14 protein-coding genes are annotated in these 19,138 nt (G+C 63.1%); 7 read left to right on the top strand and 7 right to left on the bottom strand.

What is annotated here, in order from left to right; translation table 11 throughout:
• Position 1: 1 nt before the first annotated feature.
• Positions 2 to 1,366, bottom strand: coding sequence for a glutamine synthetase family protein (locus HMPREF3173_RS02890; RefSeq protein WP_043209325.1), 1,365 nt, complete (start codon positions 1,364 to 1,366; stop codon positions 2 to 4).
• A 517-nt stretch (positions 1,367 to 1,883) separates the two neighbouring features.
• Between HMPREF3173_RS02890 and hrpA the strand changes: the two genes are divergently transcribed.
• Together hrpA and HMPREF3173_RS02900 are read left to right on the top strand one after the other, a co-directional pair.
• Positions 1,884 to 5,789 (top strand): ATP-dependent RNA helicase HrpA, encoded by a 3,906-nt coding sequence (gene hrpA, locus HMPREF3173_RS02895; protein ID WP_070571453.1) that lies wholly within the window; start codon positions 1,884 to 1,886, stop codon positions 5,787 to 5,789.
• 207 nt (positions 5,790 to 5,996) lie between these two features.
• The gene (locus HMPREF3173_RS02900; RefSeq protein WP_043209328.1) at positions 5,997 to 7,118 is read left to right on the top strand and encodes a beta-ketoacyl-ACP synthase III; all 1,122 of its coding nucleotides are present in this window, start codon (positions 5,997 to 5,999) and stop codon (positions 7,116 to 7,118) included.
• Positions 7,119 to 7,286: 168 nt separating this feature from the next.
• Here the strand turns inward: HMPREF3173_RS02900 and HMPREF3173_RS02905 are convergent, their stop codons facing one another.
• Positions 7,287 to 8,531 carry a putative porin gene (locus tag HMPREF3173_RS02905; RefSeq protein WP_043209330.1) on the bottom strand — a complete coding sequence of 415 codons (1,245 nt, stop codon included), beginning with the start codon at positions 8,529 to 8,531 and terminating at the stop codon, positions 7,287 to 7,289.
• 253 nt (positions 8,532 to 8,784) lie between these two features.
• Between HMPREF3173_RS02905 and HMPREF3173_RS02910 the strand changes: the two genes are divergently transcribed.
• Positions 8,785 to 9,912 carry a GNAT family N-acetyltransferase gene (locus HMPREF3173_RS02910; protein ID WP_070571558.1) on the top strand — a complete coding sequence of 376 codons (1,128 nt, stop codon included), beginning with the start codon at positions 8,785 to 8,787 and terminating at the stop codon, positions 9,910 to 9,912.
• A 59-nt stretch (positions 9,913 to 9,971) separates the two neighbouring features.
• On the opposite strand, the gene HMPREF3173_RS02915 is transcribed toward HMPREF3173_RS02910, so the two are convergent.
• The 4 genes from HMPREF3173_RS02915 to HMPREF3173_RS02930 all read right to left on the bottom strand — a co-directional run bounded on the left by HMPREF3173_RS02915 (position 9,972) and on the right by HMPREF3173_RS02930 (position 14,167).
• The gene (locus tag HMPREF3173_RS02915; protein ID WP_070571454.1) at positions 9,972 to 11,804 is read right to left on the bottom strand and encodes an ABC transporter ATP-binding protein; all 1,833 of its coding nucleotides are present in this window, start codon (positions 11,802 to 11,804) and stop codon (positions 9,972 to 9,974) included.
• A 62-nt stretch (positions 11,805 to 11,866) separates the two neighbouring features.
• Positions 11,867 to 12,424, bottom strand: coding sequence for a peptidylprolyl isomerase (locus HMPREF3173_RS02920; protein WP_070571455.1), 558 nt, complete (start codon positions 12,422 to 12,424; stop codon positions 11,867 to 11,869).
• Positions 12,418 to 13,230 (bottom strand): alpha/beta fold hydrolase, encoded by an 813-nt coding sequence (locus HMPREF3173_RS02925; protein WP_070571456.1) that lies wholly within the window; start codon positions 13,228 to 13,230, stop codon positions 12,418 to 12,420. The genes HMPREF3173_RS02920 and HMPREF3173_RS02925 overlap by 7 nt, the downstream gene beginning before the upstream one ends.
• 13 nt (positions 13,231 to 13,243) lie before the next feature.
• A complete protein-coding gene (locus HMPREF3173_RS02930) occupies positions 13,244 to 14,167 on the bottom strand; it encodes a PA3225 family LysR-type transcriptional regulator (RefSeq protein ID WP_070571457.1) in 924 nt (307 codons plus the stop codon).
• 48 nt (positions 14,168 to 14,215) lie between these two features.
• Between HMPREF3173_RS02930 and HMPREF3173_RS02935 the strand changes: the two genes are divergently transcribed.
• The 3 genes from HMPREF3173_RS02935 (at position 14,216) to HMPREF3173_RS02945 (ending at position 16,310) form a co-directional block, all read left to right on the top strand.
• Positions 14,216 to 14,542, top strand: a complete 327-nt coding sequence (locus tag HMPREF3173_RS02935; protein ID WP_043209340.1) for a hypothetical protein — start codon at positions 14,216 to 14,218, stop codon at positions 14,540 to 14,542.
• Positions 14,543 to 14,643: 101 nt separating this feature from the next.
• Positions 14,644 to 15,243: an FMN-dependent NADH-azoreductase gene (locus tag HMPREF3173_RS02940; protein ID WP_043209343.1), complete on the top strand. Its 600-nt coding sequence runs from the start codon at positions 14,644 to 14,646 to the stop codon at positions 15,241 to 15,243.
• A gap of 197 nt (positions 15,244 to 15,440) precedes the next feature.
• Positions 15,441 to 16,310, top strand: coding sequence for a carboxylate/amino acid/amine transporter (locus tag HMPREF3173_RS02945; protein WP_043209345.1), 870 nt, complete (start codon positions 15,441 to 15,443; stop codon positions 16,308 to 16,310).
• A gap of 48 nt (positions 16,311 to 16,358) precedes the next feature.
• Here the strand turns inward: HMPREF3173_RS02945 and HMPREF3173_RS02950 are convergent, their stop codons facing one another.
• Positions 16,359 to 17,651 (bottom strand): mechanosensitive ion channel family protein, encoded by a 1,293-nt coding sequence (locus tag HMPREF3173_RS02950; RefSeq protein WP_070571458.1) that lies wholly within the window; start codon positions 17,649 to 17,651, stop codon positions 16,359 to 16,361.
• A gap of 144 nt (positions 17,652 to 17,795) precedes the next feature.
• On the opposite strand from HMPREF3173_RS02950, the gene HMPREF3173_RS02955 reads away from it, so the two are divergent.
• Positions 17,796 to 19,121, top strand: a complete 1,326-nt coding sequence (locus HMPREF3173_RS02955) for a DEAD/DEAH box helicase (RefSeq protein WP_043209349.1) — start codon at positions 17,796 to 17,798, stop codon at positions 19,119 to 19,121.
• The last annotated feature ends 17 nt before the right edge of the window (positions 19,122 to 19,138 follow it).

A 19,138-nucleotide genomic window follows, 5' to 3' on the forward strand; every position in this document is an offset into this window, starting at 1 on the left:
CTCAGGCTTGGTGCAGGTACCAGCGCCAGTCCTGTTCGCCGACTTCGGCCATGAACTGGCGATACTCGGCGCGCTTGACCTTCAGATAGACGCCGAGGAAGGCTTCGCCGAGTGCTTCCCGGGCCCAGCTCGAATGCTCCAGCGCCTCGAGGGCGGTGAGCCATTCGGTGGGCAGGTGTTCGGTGGCCTGGGCGTAACCGTTGCCCTCGATCGGGGCCCCCGGGTCGAGTTGTTCGCGTACGCCTTGATGAGTCGCGGCGAGGATCGCGGCGGCAGCCAGGTAAGGGTTGGCGTCGGCGCCGCAGATGCGGTGCTCTACATGCCGGCTGTTGGCAGGCCCGCCCGGCACGCGCAGGCTCACGGTGCGGTTGTCCACCCCCCAGGTGGGCGCCAGCGGCGCATAGCTGTTGGCCTGGAAGCGCCGGTATGAGTTGGCGTTGGGGCAGAACAGCAACAGCGACTCGCGCAGGTGGCGCAACATTCCGCCCACCGCCTGACGCAGCAGCGGGGTGCCGGCGGGATCATCGCTGGCGAACAGGTTGCGGCCCTCGGCGTCGGCCAGGCTCAGGTGCATGTGCATGCCGGTGCCGGCCAGGTGGGCGAAAGGTTTGGCCATGAAGCAGGCCTGCATGCCGTGGGCATGGGCGATGCCCTTGACCAGGCGTTTGTAACGCACGGCCTGGTCCATGGCCTGCAGTGCATCGCCGTGTTCCAGGGTGATTTCCACCTGGCCCGGCGCATATTCGGAGATGGCGGTGCGCGCCGGGATGCCCTGGGCTTTGCAGGCGGCGTACAGGTCGGCGAGAAACGGCTCGATCTGCTCCAGCTCGCGCAGGCCATAGACCTGGGTGGTGCGGGGGCGACCACCGTCATTGTCCAGCGCCGGTTGCGGACGCCCCTGGGCGTCGCGCTGCTGGTCGAGCAGGTAGAACTCCAGTTCGCAGGCCATCACCGGGTAATAGCCGTCGGCCTTGAGCGCATCGAGCGTGCGGATCAGCACATGGCGCGGGTCGGCGACGCTGGCAGGTAGCCCTTGGCTGGGGTGCATGCTGACCTGCACGGCAGCCGTCGGCACGCGCCGCCAGGGCAGGCGCACCAGGCTGCCTTCCAGAGGGTAGGCGCGGCAATCGATATCGCCGACATCCCAGACCAGGCCGGAGTTTTCCACATCGTCGCCATTTAAGGTCAGGCCCAGAATGGTGCTCGGCAGCGGGCGGCCGCTTTCATAGACGGCCAGCAGTTCGTCCCGGTGCAGCAGCTTGCCGCGGGGCACTCCATTGGCATCGAGGATGAACAGCTCGAACAGTTCGATATCGGGGTTGTCGGCCAGAAAGCGACGGGCTTGCTCGGGGTTGGCAAAATGCATGATGTTCGCTCGCGCCCGCAGGCGCACAGGACCGCCACAGCTAGGCGGCGAGTCGGGCTGAAAATGCCGGCCAAGGTTGGCCGAGGCTGGATCAGTGAAATGCGAACGGGATATCCGGTGGGCGAGCGTGGCGGCAGTGCCACAGGGCCCAGAAGGCGAGGATGACATGTACCAGCGGGTTTTCGCCGGCGCGGGCCCGGGCCTTGGGAAGGGTAGGACGCGCATTGCTCGGAGGGCAGGTCATCACTGGATACTCACACGGGGCATAAGGTTGATTAAAGCAGTGATTGGCAACCTTCATTCCGTAATTGGCTAAACATTCGTGCTGGCGTCTTCGCGGATAAGCCCGCTCCTACAGGACCGGGCAGCCTCCAAGTTCTGTGAAATTGCTGGGAGCGGCTTTACCCGCGAAGAGCCCCGCATAGGCAGCAGAGAACCTGCAAATCTGCGACAATCGCCCGACTTTCCGAATGACGATCATGAAAAAGCAGGCTCACCTGCATCATCAAAAAGCCCCATGACAGACCACTGCATCGATCAACTGCTGAAAAACCTCGACCACGCCATGATTGCTGATCGCCATCGGCTGCGCCGGCAATTGCACGAGCTGCGCAAGCGCCCCGATGAGGCCAAGCTTGCCCAATGGGTGGAGCGGGTCCAGGCGTCCTGTGCCCAGGTTGTCGCGCGCCAGAACAGCGTGCCGAGCATCCGCTACGACGACAGCTTGCCGATCGCCGCCAAGCGCGACGAAATCAAGAAGGCCCTGGCCGAGCATCAGGTTCTGGTGATTGCCGGCGAGACCGGTTCGGGCAAGACCACTCAGTTGCCGAAGATCTGCCTGGAAATGGGCCGCGGTCAGCATGGCCTGATCGCTCATACCCAGCCTCGCCGGATCGCCGCGCGCAGCGTCGCGGCACGGGTGGCCGAGGAGATCGGCACACCGCTGGGCGCTCTGGTGGGCTATCAGGTGCGTTTCGAGGACCAGAGCGATGCGGGCACCCTGGTCAAGCTGATGACCGACGGTATCCTGCTGGCCGAAACCCAGCATGACCGCTTCCTTGAGCGCTACGACACGATCATCGTCGACGAAGCCCACGAGCGCAGCCTGAACATCGACTTCCTGCTCGGCTACCTCAAGACGCTCCTGCACCGTCGCCCGGACCTGAAACTGATCATCACCTCGGCAACCATCGACCTGGAGCGGTTCTCCAAGCATTTCGACGGGGCGCCGATCATCGAGGTGTCCGGCCGTACCTTCCCGGTGGAAACCTGGTACCGCCCGCTGACCAGCGAACAGGACGAAGAGGGCAATCGGGTCGAGGACGACCTGACCGTCGACCAGGCGATCCTCGCTACCCTCGATGAGCTGGCCCATCACGAACGCAGCGAGGGCAAGGGCCCCGGCGATGTGCTGGTGTTCCTACCGGGCGAGCGTGAGATCCGCGATGCCGCCGAGATCCTGCGCAAGGCCCAATTGCGCCATACCGAGATCCTGCCGTTGTACGCGCGCCTGACGCCGGCCGAGCAGCAGAAGATCTTCCAACCCCATACCGGGCGCCGGGTGGTGCTGGCCACCAACGTTGCCGAAACCTCGCTGACCGTGCCGGGCATCCGCTATGTGATCGACAGCGGCACCGCGCGCATTAGCCGCTACAGCTACCGCGCCAAGGTCCAGCGCCTGCCGATCGAGGCGGTATCCCAGGCCAGCGCCAACCAGCGCAAGGGCCGTTGCGGTCGGGTCGAACCGGGCATCTGCGTACGTCTTTACAGCGAAGAGGACTTCAACGCACGGCCCGCGTTCACTGACCCGGAGATCCTGCGGACCAACCTGGCCGCGGTGATCCTGCAGATGCTGCACCTGCGCCTGGGCGCCATCGATGCGTTTCCGTTCATCGAGCCGCCGGACGGCAAAGCCATCAGTGACGGCTTCAACCTGTTGCAGGAACTCTCGGCGGTCAACCGCGAGAACCAGCTGACACCCCTGGGCCGCCAGTTGGCGCGCCTGCCGATCGACCCACGCTTGGGGCGCATGCTGCTCGAGGGCGCTCGCCAGGGCAGCCTGCAGGAGGTGCTCATCGTCGCCAGCGCCCTGTCGGTGCAGGACCCGCGCGAGCGTCCTCCGGAACGCCAGCAGGCCGCCGACCAGGCCCATGCCTTGTGGAAGGATCCTGACTCCGACTTCGCGGCTTTGGTCAACCTATGGCGTGGGTTCGAAGAGCAGCGCCAGGCGCTGACCGCCAACCCGCTGCGCAACTGGTGCCGCAAGCATTTTCTCAATTACCTGCGCCTGCGTGAGTGGCGCGACGCCCATCGCCAATTAGCGCTGATCTGCCGCGACCTGCAATTGTCGGTCAATAAAGAGCCTGCGGATTTCCCGCGTATGCACAAGGCCATTCTCAGTGGCCTGCTCAGCCAGATCGGCCACAAGACCGAAGAGGGCGACTATCAAGGCGCACGCCAGCGGCGCTTCTGGATCCACCCGTCCTCGGGCATCGGCCGCAAGCGTCCGCAATGGGTGATGGCTGCCGAGCTTGTGGAAACCACCAAGCTCTATGCGCGCATGGTGGCCAAGATCGAACCGGACTGGATCGAGCCGCTGGCCACGCATCTGGTCAAGAAGAACCATTTCGAGCCGCACTGGGAGAAAAAGCGCGGCCAGGTGGTGGCCTACGAACAGATCACCCTGTACGGGCTGATCCTGGTCGGCCGCCGGCCTGTGCATTTCGGGCCTATCGATCCGGTGGCCTCGCGCGAGCTGTTCATCCGCGAAGGCCTGGTCGGCGGCGAGATTCAGTCGCGGGCCAAGTGCCTGACCGCCAACAAGCGCCTGCTCGAGCAGCTTGACGAGTTGGAAGCCAAGGCACGTCGGCGCGACATCCTGGCAGACGAAGAAACGCTCTATGCCTTCTATGAGGCGCGTTTGCCTGCAGAAATCCACCAGACTGCGACCTTCGACAGCTGGTACCGGATGAACAGCCAGAAGGATCCGAACCTGCTGATCATGCGCGAAGAGGACGTGCTGGCCCGTGAGGCCAGCGAGGTTACGGCCGCGCAGTATCCCGACAGTCTTCAGGTCGGCGACCTGCGCCTGCCGCTGACTTACCACTTCGAGCCGGGTCATCCGCGAGACGGCGTCACCGTACGGGTGCCGGCACCGCTGCTGCCGAACCTGCCGGGCGAGCGGTTGGAGTGGCTGGTGCCAGGCCTGCTGGAGGCCAAATGCGTGGCCTTGGTGCGCAACTTGCCCAAAGCCCTGCGCAAGAACTTCGTGCCGGTGCCGGACTTCGTCAAGGCCGCTCTGGCGCGCATGACATTCGGCCAGGGGGCCTTGCCTCAGTCGTTGGGACAGGAGCTGTTGCGCATGACGGGTGCTCGGGTGTCCGACGAGGCCTGGACGGAAGCTGCCGGGCTGGTCGAAGGCCACCTGCGCATGAACATCGAAGTGGTCGATGGCCAAGGCAAGTTCCTCGGCGAAGGTCGTGACCTGGCCGAGCTGACAGCACGATTTGCCGCCGCGAGCCAGGCGGCATTGGCCATGCCGCGCAACGACAAGGCCGAGCAACCGGTGCAGGCCAAGGCGTTCTCTGAAGTGGCGCAGACGGCGCAGCAGAAGATCGCTGGCCTGTCGTTGACGGTCTACCCGGCCTTGGTGGAAGAGGCCGGCACCGTGCGTGAAGGGCGATTCTCGACCCAGGCCGAAGCCGAGTTCCAGCATCGCCGAGCCTTGCAGCGGCTGTTGCTGCAACAGTTGGCCGAGCCTGCCAAGTTCCTGCGGGGCAAGCTCCCGGGGCTGACAGAACTGGGCTTGCTGTACCGCGAGTTGGGGCGTGTCGAGGCGTTGGTGGAAGACATTCTGCTGGCCAGCCTGGACAGCTGCATCCTTGAAGGCGAGGCGCCGCTACCCCGAGATGGCGCTGCCCTGGCCGGCCTTGCCGAGCGTAAGCGTGGCAACTGGGCCGAGCACGCCGAACGCTTGGCCCGCCAGACCCTGGAGGTGCTCAAGCTGTGGCACGGTTTGCAGAAGCGCTTCAAGGGCAAGATCGACCTGAGCCAGGCAGTGGCCTTGAACGACATCAAGCAGCAGCTGGCCAACCTGGTCTATCCGGGCTTTGTCCGCGAGACACCGGCAGCGTGGTTCAAGGAGTTGCCGCGTTACCTCAAGGCGGTGGAACTTCGTCTGGAGAAGCTTGGCGCCCAGGTGCAGAAGGACCGTGTCTGGAGTGGCGAGCTGGCCAATCTATGGACGCAATACAAGGCTCGGGCCGACAAGCATGCCCAGGAGGGCAAGCGTGACGAACAACTGACGGTCTACCGCTGGTGGCTGGAGGAATACCGGGTGTCGTTGTTTGCCCAGCAGTTGGGGACCAAGGTACCGGTTTCCGACAAGCGATTGAGCAAACAGTGGGGGCAGGTGGAAGCCTAAAGCCCGGGAAATGTGGCAAACTTGTGGGAATTTGGGCCGCTGTGCGACCCATCGCGGGACACGCCCGCACCCGCAGGTTATGTGGGTGCAGGTTTGCTCCGTGACCGAGGGGCAAACCCTTGCCTACAAATTGGCACTAAAGTGCCATTATGTTGCCCTTTTCCGGCCAGCGCCGTGTGGTGGTGGCCTTTGACCAGAGGAACGACCGTGCATAACGTCGTGATCAGCGGCACCGGCCTGTACACCCCGGCCCAGAGCATTTCCAACGAAGAACTGGTGGCATCCTTCAACACGTGGGCCCAGCAGTTCAATCAAGACAACGCGGCCGCCATCGAGCGTGGCGAGATCGAAGCTGCGCCGCTGTCCGATGCGGCCTTCATCGAGAAGGCTTCCGGTATCAAGAGCCGCTTCGTCATGGACAAGGCGGGCATCCTCGATCCCCAACGCATGAAGCCGCGCCTGCCGGAGCGCTCCAACGACGAGCCGTCAATCCTCTGCGAGATGGCCGTGGCCGCTGCCCGCCAGGCCCTGGAACGCGCGGGACGCACAGCGGCCGATGTCGACGGTGTGATCGTCGCCTGCTCCAACCTGCAGCGCCCGTACCCGGCCATTTCCATCGAAGTGCAGCAGGCACTGGGCATCCAGGGCTTTGCCTTCGACATGAACGTGGCCTGCTCCTCGGCCACCTTCGGCATCCAGACGGCCGCCAACAGCGTGCAACTGGGCCAGGCGCGTGCGGTGCTGATGGTCAACCCTGAGATCTGCACCGGCCATCTGAATTTCCGCGACCGCGACAGCCACTTCATCTTCGGTGACGCAGCGACTGCAGTGCTGATCGAGCGTGCCGACCAGGCCACCTCCAAGCATCAGTTCGATATTGTCAGCACCAAGCTGCTGACCCAGTTCTCCAACAACATCCGCAACAACTTCGGCTTCCTCAACCGCGCGGCGGAGGAGGGCATCGGGGCGCCGGACAAACTGTTCGTCCAGGAAGGCCGCAAGGTGTTCCGCGAAGTGTGCCCGATGGTCGCCGAACTGATCGGCCAGCACCTGGGCGAGAACGGGTTGCAGCCCACCGACGTCAAGCGCTTCTGGCTGCACCAGGCGAACCTGAGCATGAACCACCTGATCGTCAAGAAGCTGGTCGGTCGTGATGTGGCCGAGGAAGATGCGCCGGTGATCCTGGATCGCTATGCCAATACCAGCTCGGCAGGTTCGGTGATTGCCTTCCACCTGTATCAGGATGATCTGCCCAAAGGTGCGCTGGGTGTTCTGAGTTCGTTTGGCGCAGGCTATTCGATCGGTAGTGTGATCTTGCGCAAGCGCTGATCCCGGCCCAGGTCGCGGGTAAACCCGCTCCCACAGGTAAAGTGCCGCCTTCGACGGGTAGCGCCTAATCGGTGGGGACGGGTTTATCTGCCAATGGCCTATAAAAAAGGCGGGAAGCGCCGGATGGGGTCGGCACTTCCCACCTGAGCAACGCAGGGGAGCTTGCGCTTAGAACTTGGCTTCCAGGTCGACCTGCAGGGTGTCGACATCGGCATCGCTGTTCGGCAGTTGCGACAGGTCGGTCTTGGCCATCAAGTAGGCCGCGCCCAGCGAGAAGTTCTTGTCGATTTCGTAACCGACCTTGAACTTGTGACCACGGGAACCGGTGTAGCCGGCACCGAAGTCAGAGTCGGTGAAGGCACTGACCACCGCGTTACGCTGCACGTCGCGGTAGTTGTAATCCAGGCTCCAGGCGCCAAGCTTGGTCTTCAGACCGGCCAGCCAGGCCTTGTCTTCGCCGTCGGTGCTTTCGGTGTTCTTCACGTACTGGCCATAGGCGGACAGCGGGATGGCGAAACCGGTGAAGTCGACCTGGCCGAAGCCTTCCACCAGGTTGAACTCGTTGGTGGTGTTGCCGAAGGCCTGCAGTGGGGCTGCGTCCTTGTCATTGTCATAGCCGTAGATGCTGGTGCCCACGGTGACCTTGACGGTGTCGGCGGCATTGAAGCGGGCGCCCAACTGGCCGTGATAGAGCTGCGCGTCGTGCTTGAACTGTACGCCTTCGCCGTCGACGTTGTCCTTGAGGTTGTAGTGACCGGCGCTGCCGAACAGCTCGGCCGCGCCCAGATCGGTCTTGTAGGTGACGGCCACGCCTTCTGGGTTGATGTCGCTGTCCCAGATGATGTCGCCCATGCTCACCCAGGGCTGCATCATCTTGCCGCCGATCAGGTGCAGGTTTGGCACGGCGGTGGGGTGCCAGTCGAGGTAGGCCAGGTCGACCCACAACGATTTCTTCTCGAAGTAATTGTCCAGGCTCTGGTTGGTGGAGCGGGCATCGGCGCTGCTGCCGGTGGCCACGCGCACGCCGGCATCGACCTGCGGGTTGATCTCGCTGTAGAAGCCGACACGGGCACGGACGCGCTCGCGATCCTGGTTGGGACTCTTGCGGTTGGGGTCGTCGACGTTGACGTCTTCGTAGCGCAGGCGCACGTCGCCTTTGATCTGGGTCTTGGCGGCCCAGGCCACTTTCTGTTCGAAGGAGCTCAGGCGCTCGGACTGGGCTTTCTGCTCTGCCTTTTCCTTGGTTTCCTTGGCCAGATCGGCCTGCAGTTCGTTGTACTGCGCCTGGTTGATCGAGCCGTTGGCGCGGAGCATTTCGAGCAGCTTGGCGTCGACTGCAGCACTGGCCGGAGCACTCAGTGCCAGCATCATGCCGGTGAGGCTGACTCCGGTAAGTGTAGAAACAAGACGCATAAGGTTCTCCCTGTTGGAAAAAAGTGGGGAGGCTTTGGCGCCCACCCCCAAGTTGGCATGTCTTCGGAAAGGGCCTGAATAGACAGGTTGCTGGGGCTCCGAAAAACAGGCGCAAGTATTGCGAGGGGGAATGACAGAATGATGTCTATTTGGTGGCACTGCGGTTAAGTGCGTGGGATCCAAGCGCCTCTTCATTTGAGTGCGGGGCCCCACATCCGGGATACTGGCCATCTCTTTGCAGCGAGTCGAAATCGTGACCAGCCTGTACAGCCTTGCTCATTTGCACGATTTGCCGGCGGCGACCTGGGACGCCTTGGTCCCCGAGGGCCAGCCGTTCTTGCGCCATGCCTTTCTAAGCGCTCTGGAAGACAGCGGCAGCGTCGCGCCTGCCACAGGCTGGGCCGCCGAGCACCTGGTGCTGGAGCGTGAAGGAGAGGTGCGCGCGGTGCTGCCGGCGTATCGCAAATGGCATTCGTTCGGCGAATACGTGTTCGACCAGGGGTGGGCCGACGCCTGCGAGCGAGCCCGCATTCCCTACTACCCCAAGCTGCTTGGCGCGGTGCCCTTCAGCCCTGTGAGTGGCCCCCGCCTGCTGGCGGCAGACTGCGCCGATGGCCTGCTGTTGCTCCAGGCCATCCCTGAGTACCTGGTCAAGGGAGAGCTCTCAGGCGCTCATATCAACTTCACCGACCGTGCCCTGGATGAGCAGATCGCCAAGGTGCCCGGCTGGATGGAGCGCCTGGGCTGCCAGTTTCATTGGCACAATCGCGGCTATCGGGACTTCCAGGATTTCCTCGACACCCTCAGCTCACGCAAGCGCAAGCAGATGCGCAAGGAGCGTGAGCAAGTGGCGGGGCAGGGGATCGACTTCCACTGGTACCGTGGCGATGAGTTGAGCCAGGTGCAATGGGACTTCGTCTACCTGTGCTATGCCAACACCTACGCGGTGCGCCGCCGCGCGCCCTACCTGACCCGCCACTTCTTCAGCCTGCTGGCAGAGCGCATGCCCGAGGCATTGCGCGTGGTCATCGCGCGCCAGCAAGGGCGGGATGTGGCCATGGCCTTGAGCCTGGTCGGTGGCGGCAGCCTATTCGGCCGGTATTGGGGCTGCTTGGCCGAGTTCGACCGCCTGCATTTCGAGACCTGTTTCTACCAGGGTATGGACTTTGCCATCAGCCAAGGGATACAGCGGTTCGATGCTGGGGCCCAAGGGGAGCATAAGCTGATTCGCGGGTTCGAGCCGGTGCTGACGCGCTCCTGGCATTACCTGTTGCATCCGGGGTTGCGTCGGGCGGTCGAGGATTTTCTCGAGCAGGAGCGGGCAGGGGTCAAGGCCTATGCCGAAGAGGCGCTGGGGATGTTGCCTTACCGCAAGGATTGAGAGCCGCCGCCTGGCCCTTTGTTCGCGGGTAAACCCGCGAACGGGCGCAGTTGCGGCGATCAATCCACCCCGACGAACCCTCCGGTCTGGTGATGCCAGAGCCGCGCATAAAGCCCATGCTGGGCCAGCAGCTCGGCATGGGTGCCGCTCTCGACGATGTGCCCTTTGTCCAGCACCACCAACCGATCCATGCGGGCGATGGTGGACAGGCGGTGGGCGATGGCGATCACCGTCTTGCCCTGCATCAGGGTTTCCAAGCTTTCCTGGATCGCCGCCTCGACCTCTGAATCCAGTGCCGAGGTGGCTTCGTCCATGATCAGAATGGGCGCGTTCTTGAGCAGTACCCGGGCAATGGCGATCCGTTGCCGCTGCCCGCCTGAAAGCTTGACCCCACGCTCGCCGACATGGGCATCGAAGCCGGTGCGCCCCTGGGCATCTGAGAGTTGTGGGATGAACTCATCGGCCCGGGCCCGGCGCACGGCTTCCCAGACTTGCGCTTCGCTGGCATCCGGACGGCCATACAGCAGGTTGTCCCGGATCGAGCGGTGCAGCAGAGAGGTGTCCTGGGTGATCATGCCGATCTGCGCGCGCAGGCTGGCCTGGTTGACCTCGGCGATGTCCTGGCCATCGATGGTGATCCGCCCGCCCTGTACGTCGTACAGGCGCAGCAGCAGGTTGACTAGGGTCGACTTGCCGGCTCCGGACGGGCCGATCAGGCCGATCTTCTCGCCGGGACGAATATCCAGGCTCAGCCCGTCGATGACTTTGCTGCCCTTGCCATAGTGGAAGCTCACGTCATCGAAATGCACGGCCCCACGGCTGACCTTCAGCGCAGGGGCATTGGGCTTGTCGGTGACGCTGACCGGTTGGGCGATGGTCTGCAGGCCGTCCTGGACCATGCCGATGTTCTCGAAGATGCCGTTGACCACCCACATGATCCAGCCGGACATGTTGATGATGCGGATCACCAGGCCCGTGGCCAGGGCAATGGCACCGACGGTGATCAACGACTGGCTCCACAACCACAGGGCAAGGCCCGTGGTCCCCACCACCAGAAGCCCGTTCAGGCCGGTGATGACGACGTCCATGCTGGTGACGACTCGTGCGGCCAGCTGGGTTTTCTCGGTCTGTTCGCTGATCGCCTCGCGGGCATACTGTTGCTCGTAGTCGGTATGGGCGAACAGTTTGAGGGTGGCGATGTTGGTGTAGCCGTCGACGATCCGCCCCATCAGCTTGGAGCGGGCGTCGGAGGAAATCACCGAGCGCTCCTTGACCCGCGGAACGAAGTAATAGAGCGCGCCGATGTAGCAGACGATCCAGGTCAGCAGCGGCAGCATCAGGCGCCAATCGGCCTCGGCGAACAGCACCAGCGAGCTGATTGCATAGATCAGCACGTGCCACAGGGCATCGACAGCCTGGACGGCAGAGTCGCGCAGGGAGTTGCCGGTCTGCATGATGCGCTGGGCGATACGCCCGGCGAAGTCGCTCTGGAAGAAATTCAGGCTCTGCTTGAGCACATAGGTGTGGTTCTGCCAGCGGATCAAGCTGGTCATGCCCGGGCTGATGGTCTGGTGCACCAGCAGGTCGTGCAGGCCGAAGAACACCGGCCGCAACACCAGGACCACCACCAGCATCCAGACCAGCTCGCCGCTGTGCAGGCTGAAGAATTCACTGCCCGGGGTAGCCTGGGCCAGGTCGATGATCCGGCTCAGGTAGCTGAACATGGCCACTTCGATTAGGGCCGCCACCAGCCCGACGACCAGCAGTGCAAGGAAGCTGGGCCAGACCTGGCGCAGGTAATAGAGGTAGAACGGCCATACCTGGCTAGGCGGTGCTTCGCTCGGTGCCTCGCGAAAGATGTCGATCAATTGTTCGAAACGACGGTACAGCATGATGGGCACACTCCTGTTCCATCCGACCCTGAGGCGGTTTCACGTCCTTGTGAGACCTTCGGTCAGTCGATGCGTTTGGCGGACTTGATGTACACAGGGTCCGCCGGCACGTCACGCATGCCTTGCTTGATGGTGGTGGGTGAGTTGACGATCTGGTCGACCACTTCCATGCCTTTGGTCACCTTGCCGAACACGGCATAGCCACGGTCGCGGCCTGGGTTGAGGAAGTCGTTGTCGGCCACGTTGATGAAGAACTGGCTGGTGGCCGAGTTCGGGTCCGAGGTGCGGGCCATGGCGAGGGTACCGCGGGTGTTGGCCAGGCCATTGCTGGCTTCGTTGCGGATCGGGTCGCGGGTTGGCTTTTGCACCATCCGGTCGGTGAAACCGCCGCCCTGGGCCATGAAGCCCGGGATCACGCGGTGGAAGATGGTGTTGTTGTAGAAGCCACTGTCGACGTACTCGAGGAAGTTCTTCGTGCTGATCGGCGCCTTCTCGGCATTGAGCTCGATTTCGACCGGGCCGAAGCTGGTGTCGAGCAGGACGTGAGGGGTCTTGTCGGAGGCCATGACGCTGGTGGCGAAGGCGACCGAACAGGCGGTGAGCAGAAGTTTTTTCAGCATGGGCTCAAAGATCCTTGAGGGGTGGAGGCGGCTGCGAGAAAACGCAGCAGGGTCTGGTTGAAGACCTCGGGTTGGTCCAGGGGCGTAGCGTGCCGCGAATCCTCGATGACCGCCAGTGTTGCCTGGGGCATCAGGGCGACATAGCGCTCCTTCAGTTGTATCGGGGTGTAATCATGGTCGGCGGCGATCACCAGGGTGGGACAGTGGATCTGCCCGATGCGTTCCTGCACCCCCCAGTCGACAATGGCATCGAAGCTCTTGAGGTAGGCGCGCTTGTCGTTGCGTGCCCAGCGTTGGGCCATCTTGTGGCGCAGCTCGGTTTGTTCGGGCTTGGGAAACAGGCGTTCGGCCAGGCCCTTGCCGATGGTCTCGACGCTCAGGATGCGGGCCAGGCTCCAGCGCTTGATCCACCAGATCCAGTGGGCGACGGAGTTGCGCCTGACCTCAGGTGCGCTGTTCACGATGCACAGACTGCGCAGCCAGGAGGGGTGGTCGACGGCGAACTGGAAACCCACCATGCCCCCCATCGACAGGCCGACGAAGTGCACGGGGCCGGTGTGCAGGTGGTCCAGCAGCGCCAGCAGGTCGGCGCTGAAGGTCGCGATCTGGTAGCCGTCACGGGGTTTGTCGGAGCGCCCGTGACCGCGGATGTCCATGAGGATCACCCGGTAGTTTCGGCTCAGCGTCGGGACCTGCAGCTCCCAATCCTGGCAGCTTGAGCCCAGTCCGTGTAACAGCACCAGGGGTTCGCCCTGGCCGTATTCCTCGTAATGCAGCGTGCATCCTTCGTGTTCGAAATAGGCCATGGGCGCGGTCCTCTCAGGCTTGCGGGGGGGCTGCGAAGGGCACGTCCAGTGGCGCGGTGTCGAAGTTGCGCAGCAGCTCGATGAGGATCTGCGTGGCCGGACCCAAGGTCTTGTCCTTGTTCGAATAAAGGTAGAACAGCGGATGGCGGCTGCCACCCTGATCCAGCGGCAAAGGCTTGAGCACGCCCTCTTGCAGCTCGCGCTCGATCATGTGCCGTGGCAGCCAGGCAAAGCCCAGGCCGCTGCTGACGAAGATGGCGGCGGTGCCCAGGCTGCCGACAGTCCAGCGTTGCTCGGCACCGAGCCAGCCAACATCGCGCGGCTGGGCGCGACCGGAGTCGCGGATCACCACTTGCAGTTGGCTTTCCAGGTCCTGGAAGGTGATTTCCCGTCCCAGGCGATGCAGGCTGTGATCGGGGTGGGCAACGGCGATGAATTCCACCGAGCTGAGCTCGGCGCCCAGGTAGCCGCCAATGCTATAGCTGCTGATGGCCAGGTCCGCGATTCCCTCGTGCAGGACTTCCTCGACGCCCGACAGCACCTCCTCGCGCAGGCGTACGCGGCAACCCCGGCTCTGCGGCATGAAGGCGCTCAGGGCGCGGACCAGGCGGGCGCTGGGGTAGGCTGCGTCGACCACTACGCGCACCTCGGCCTCCCAGCCTTGCTCCATGTGGTGGGCGAGGTCCTCGAGCTGGCTGGCCTGCTTGACCAGATGGCGTGAGCGGCGCAGCAGCACGTTGCCGGCTTCGGTCAGTACCGCCTTGCGACCATCGATGCGCAGCAGTGGTACGCCCAGTTGCTCCTGCATCCGTGCGACCGTGTAGCTCACCGACGATTGCGAGCGGTGCAGGGCCTCGGCGGCCTGGGCGAATCCGCCATGATCGACCACTGCCTGGAGAGTTCGCCACTGATCCAGGGTTACGCGTGGCGCTTTCATCTTCGGCTCCTGTTGTCCTAAGCTGCGCTCTGTCAAGGAGAGCGCCCTATGAAAAAATGTTGTGCGGCATTGCTGATGTGCCTGCCCCTCGGGGCGATGGCCTATTACCCCATCGATGTCGAGAAGGACTTGGAAGGGGTCAAGCTCGACTACACCACCTACGACACCGCGCGCAATATCGGCTCGATCACCCTGAACAACTATGGGCAGGTCCCGGCGGCGTGCAAGGTGACCTTTCGCAATGGGCCTGAAGCGCCGCGGGTGCGACGGGTGAACGTGCCGGCGGGCAAGAGCCGCGATGTCACGGCCACCTTTAACCGAGAGATCATCAAGCTGCGCATCGCATTGAGCTGCAAAGCCGAAGGAACTGATTAATCGATAGATTGCACCCACTTTTTACGCTTTTTTATCGATAGGTCAAGTCTTAATCTCACCTCCATCGAATCGCATCCCCTTGTTTGCCGATGGAGGCTCCCATGTCCCGCGTACTGATCATTGAAAGCAGCGCCCGCCAGCAGGATTCCGTTTCTCGTCAATTGACCCGTGACTTCATCCAGCAATGGCAGGCCGCTCATCCGAGCGATGAAATCAGTGTGCGCGACTTGGCGGTTACCCCTGTACCGCACCTGGATGCGGACCTGCTCGGTGGTTGGATGAAGCCACAGGAGCAGCGCTCGCCTGCCGAGCTTCAGGCTCTGGCTCGCTCCAATGAATTGACCGATGAACTGCTGGCCGCTGACGTGCTGGTGATGGCTGCGCCCATGTACAACTTCACCATCCCCAGCACGCTGAAGGCTTGGCTGGACCATGTACTGCGTGCCGGCATCACCTTCAAGTACACCCCGACCGGCCCGCAGGGCCTGCTGACTGGCAAGCGCGCCATTGTGCTCACTGCCCGTGGCGGCATTCATGCCGGTGCCAGCACCGACCACCAGGAGCCGTACCTGCGCCAGGTCATGGCCTTCATCGGCATCCACGACGTTGAGTTCATTCACGCCGAAGGTTTGAACATGAGCAGCGATTTTCACGAGAAGGGCCTGAACCAGGCCAAGGCCAAACTGGCGGCGGTGGCCTGACCCGCAACGCATTCCCAACCCCCTGACACCTGTCGCTCCTTTGGGTGTATCCGCCCGGCCATGTGATGGCCGGGCTTTTTTTTGCCGCGTCATCCGAGGCCACTGCCTTGTGTTCCTAGCGCTAGCCGAAGCCCTGATGGTTGAACGACGGCAGGCCAACCGGCTAAGGTCGCCGCCTTGATTCACGAGAGGCAATCATGGGCTATCTGATAATCGTCGCGCTGATCCAGGCGTTCTCCTTCAACCTGATCGGGGTCTACCTGGCCGGCAACGTGGACAGCTACTTCGCGGTGCTGGCGCGGGTGGTGCTGGCGCTGCTGGTGTTCCTGCCACTGACCCGCTGGCGCCAGGTGGAGCCGCGCTTCATGCGTGCGATGCTGTTGATCGGGGCGCTGCAGTACGGCATCACCTATGTCTGCCTGTACCTGAGCTTCCGCGTGCTAACGGTGCCGGAAGTGCTGCTGTTCACCATCCTCACACCGCTGCATGTGACCTTGATCGAAGATGCGCTCAACCGCCGCTTCAACGCTTGGGCCTTGCTGGCTGCGCTGGTGGCGGTGGCCGGTGCCGCGGTGATCCGCTTCGACAGCATCAGTGGTGAGTTCTTCATGGGCTTTTTGTTGCTGCAGTTGGCCAACTTCACTTATGCCGCCGGCCAGGTGCTCTACCGTCATCTGGTCGCCCGGCATCCCAGTGATCTGCCGCACTATCGGCGCTTTGGCTACTTCTACCTCGGGGCGTTGATCGTCGTGCTGCCGGCCTTTGCGTTGTTCGGCAACGCCCAGCACCTGCCAAGCACCGACGTGCAATGGCTGGTGTTGTTGTTCCTCGGTTTGTTCCCGACCGCCCTTGGACTGTACTGGTGGAACAAGGGGGCGTGCCTGGTCAGCGGTGGCACACTGGCGGTAATGAACAACCTGCATGTGCCCGTGGGCTTGTTGCTCAACTTGCTGATCTGGAATCAGGACGAGCCGCTGGGGCGGCTGTTCATAGGCGGGGCGGTGATTCTGGGGTCGGTCTGGATGAGCCGGCTGGGCCTGCAGCGCCCGGCAACAGCATCTGGCTGACACTGTCAGGGCTCGTTGGGGCCGCAGCGCGGCCCCGTTCTGCCGGCTTCAAGCCTCGGTGAGTTCACTCAGCCGTTGTACTGAATGAGGCCTGCCAGCAAGACCCACTCGCATGTCATTGCCGCTCGGCTGCTGATACAGGCTCAGGCCGAACTCCGGCAACACGGCCAGCAAATAGTCGAAGATATCGCCCTGGATCCGCTCGTACTCGCCCCAGGCAGTGGTGCGCGTAAAGCAGTAGATCTCCAGCGGCACGCCCTCGGCGGTGGCCTGCATCTGGCGCACCATGCAGGTCATGCCTTGCTGCACGTCGGGGTGGTTCTGCAGATAGGCCAGGGCGAAGGCGCGGAAGGTACCGATATTGGTCAATTGGCGACGGTTGGCCGACAGAGCGGCCACCGGGCCCAGCGACTCGTTCCAGGTGCTCAACTCTTTGCGCTTTTGCGCCAGGTAGTCACCCAGCAAGCGGACCTGGCCCAGGCGCTGCTCCTCCTCCGGGGTGAGGAAGCGTACGCCCGCAGCGTCTATGAACAGGCTGCGCTTGATGCGGCGCCCACCTGATTGCTGCATGCCACGCCAGTTGCGGAAGGACTCGCTCATCAGGCGCCAGGTGGGGATGGAGACGATGGTCTTGTCGAAGTTCTGCACCTTGACCGTGTGCAGGGTGATGTCCACCACGTCACCATCGGCGCCCACCTGAGGCATCTCGATCCAGTCTCCGACGTGGAGCATGTCGTTGCTCGTCAGCTGCACGCTGGCGACGAACGACAGCAGCGTGTCCTTGTACACCAACAGCAGCACCGCCGACATGGCACCCAGACCGGACAGCAGCAACAGCGGCGAGCGGTCGATGAGCGTGGCGACGATGACGATGGAGGCGAAGATCCACAGCATCATCTTGGCCAGCTGCACGTAACCCTTGATGGAGCGGGTGCGGGCGTGCTCGGTTCGGGCGTAGATGGCCAGCAAGGCATCGAGCAGGCAGGAGACGGCCATGGTCATGAACAGCAGGGTGAAGGCCAGGGCGACGTTGCCGAGGAAATGCTGGGCGGTGTCGCCCAGCTCCGGCACCAGCTTGAGGCCGAACTGGATCACCAGCGAGGGGGTGGTTTGGGCCAGGCGGTGGAAGACCTTGTTGTGACGCAGGTCATCGAGCCACTTGAGCGGTTGCTGCCGAGCGAGCAACCGGCTGGCGTGCAGCATCAGAAAGCGCGCGAGGCGGCCGATGATCAGGGAAATCAACAGCAGCACCGTCAGGCCTAGCGCCGCATGCAGCATGGGGTGTTGATCGAGGGTGCCCCAGAGGTCCAGGGCGTCGTTCCAGAGTCGTTGTATATCCATGAGGGTAATAGCAGGGTCTGTGTTGCGAAAACGAGGCCCATTAGAGCGCGGATCGGCAACAAGTTGCCAAAAGAAATTCGGCGCCAGCGATGGAAAACGTTACCCTATGCAACTGAATTTCCAGCGACTGCCCGAGGTACATCCGTGTTTTCCCAATTCGCCCTGCACGAACGCCTGCTCAAAGCTGTGGCCGAGCTGAACTTTGTCGAGCCGACTCCGGTGCAGGCAGCGGCCATTCCCCTGGCCCTGCAAGGGCGTGACCTGCGGGTGACCGCGCAGACCGGCAGCGGCAAGACCGCCGCCTTCGTGCTGCCATTGCTCAATCGCTTGGTCGATCTGCGCGAGCGCCGCGTCGAGATCCGCGCGCTGATCCTGCTGCCGACCCGTGAGCTGGCCCAGCAGACCCTCAAAGAGGTGCAGCGCTTCTCCCAGTTCACCTACGTCAAGTCGGGCCTGGTCACCGGTGGCGAGGACTTCAAGGAGCAGGCCGCACTGTTGCGCAAGGTCCCGGACGTGCTGATCGGTACCCCGGGTCGTCTACTGGAACATCTCAATGCCGGCAACCTGGACCTGTCTCATGTCCAGGTGCTGGTACTGGACGAGGCCGACCGCATGCTGGACATGGGCTTTGCCGAGGACATGGAGCGCCTGTGCAAAGAATGCGAAAACCGTGAGCAGACCCTGCTGTTCTCTGCCACAACCGGTGGTGCAGCCCTGCGCGACATCATCGGCAAGGTGCTGAAGGATCCTGAGCACCTGATGCTCAACAGCGTGTCGCAGCTCTCCGAGGGCACCCGCCAGCAGATCATCACCGCTGACCACGACCAGCACAAAGAGCAGATCGTCCAGTGGCTGCTGGCCAACGAGACCTACCAGAAGGCGATCATCTTCACCAACACCCGTGCCCTGGCCGACCGGATCTACGGTCACCTGGTGGCCAAGGATGTGAAGGCCTTCGTGTTGCACGGCGAGAAGGACCAGAAGGACCGCAAGCTGGCGATCGACCGTTTCAAACAAGGCGGTTCCAAGGTCCTGGTGGCGACTGACGTGGCCGCGCGTGGCCTGGACATCGATGGTCTGGACCTGGTGATCAACTTCGACATGCCGCGCAGTGGCGACGAGTATGTACACCGCATCGGTCGTACAGGGCGCGCAGGTGCCGAGGGCTTGGCGATCTCGCTGATCTGCCACAACGACTGGAACCTGATGTCGAGCATCGAGCGCTACCTCAAGCAGCAGTTCGAGCGCCGGGTCATCAAGGAGGTCAAAGGCACCTACAGCGGGCCGAAGAAGGTCAAGGCCTCGGGCAAGGCCGCCGGTACCAAGAAGAAAAAGATCGAGAAGAAGGCAGGCGAGAAGAAAGGCGCCACCGCCAAGCGCAAGCCGGCCGCCAAGCCCAAGTCCAAGGCGCCTCTGGCCAGTGCCGATGGCATGGCCCCGCTGAAGAAACGCGCGCCCAAGGCGGAGTAAGCTCATCAGGGCCGCTG

It is taken from the genome of Pseudomonas sp. HMSC08G10 (assembly GCF_001808425.1).
GTDB lineage: Bacteria > Pseudomonadota > Gammaproteobacteria > Pseudomonadales > Pseudomonadaceae > Aquipseudomonas > Aquipseudomonas guariconensis.

Coding starts and splice junctions, on each gene's coding strand:
- hrpA (WP_070571453.1), top strand. CDS start 1,884: ATGACAGACCACTGCATCGATCAACTGCTGAAAAACCTCGACCACGCC.
- HMPREF3173_RS02905 (WP_043209330.1), bottom strand. CDS start 8,531: ATGCGTCTTGTTTCTACACTTACCGGAGTCAGCCTCACCGGCATGATG.
- HMPREF3173_RS02935 (WP_043209340.1), top strand. CDS start 14,216: ATGAAAAAATGTTGTGCGGCATTGCTGATGTGCCTGCCCCTCGGGGCG.
- HMPREF3173_RS02930 (WP_070571457.1), bottom strand. CDS start 14,167: ATGAAAGCGCCACGCGTAACCCTGGATCAGTGGCGAACTCTCCAGGCA.
- HMPREF3173_RS02920 (WP_070571455.1), bottom strand. CDS start 12,424: ATGCTGAAAAAACTTCTGCTCACCGCCTGTTCGGTCGCCTTCGCCACC.
- HMPREF3173_RS02890 (WP_043209325.1), bottom strand. CDS start 1,366: ATGCATTTTGCCAACCCCGAGCAAGCCCGTCGCTTTCTGGCCGACAAC.
- HMPREF3173_RS02915 (WP_070571454.1), bottom strand. CDS start 11,804: ATGCTGTACCGTCGTTTCGAACAATTGATCGACATCTTTCGCGAGGCA.
- HMPREF3173_RS02940 (WP_043209343.1), top strand. CDS start 14,644: ATGTCCCGCGTACTGATCATTGAAAGCAGCGCCCGCCAGCAGGATTCC.
- HMPREF3173_RS02950 (WP_070571458.1), bottom strand. CDS start 17,651: ATGGATATACAACGACTCTGGAACGACGCCCTGGACCTCTGGGGCACC.
- HMPREF3173_RS02945 (WP_043209345.1), top strand. CDS start 15,441: ATGGGCTATCTGATAATCGTCGCGCTGATCCAGGCGTTCTCCTTCAAC.
- HMPREF3173_RS02925 (WP_070571456.1), bottom strand. CDS start 13,230: ATGGCCTATTTCGAACACGAAGGATGCACGCTGCATTACGAGGAATAC.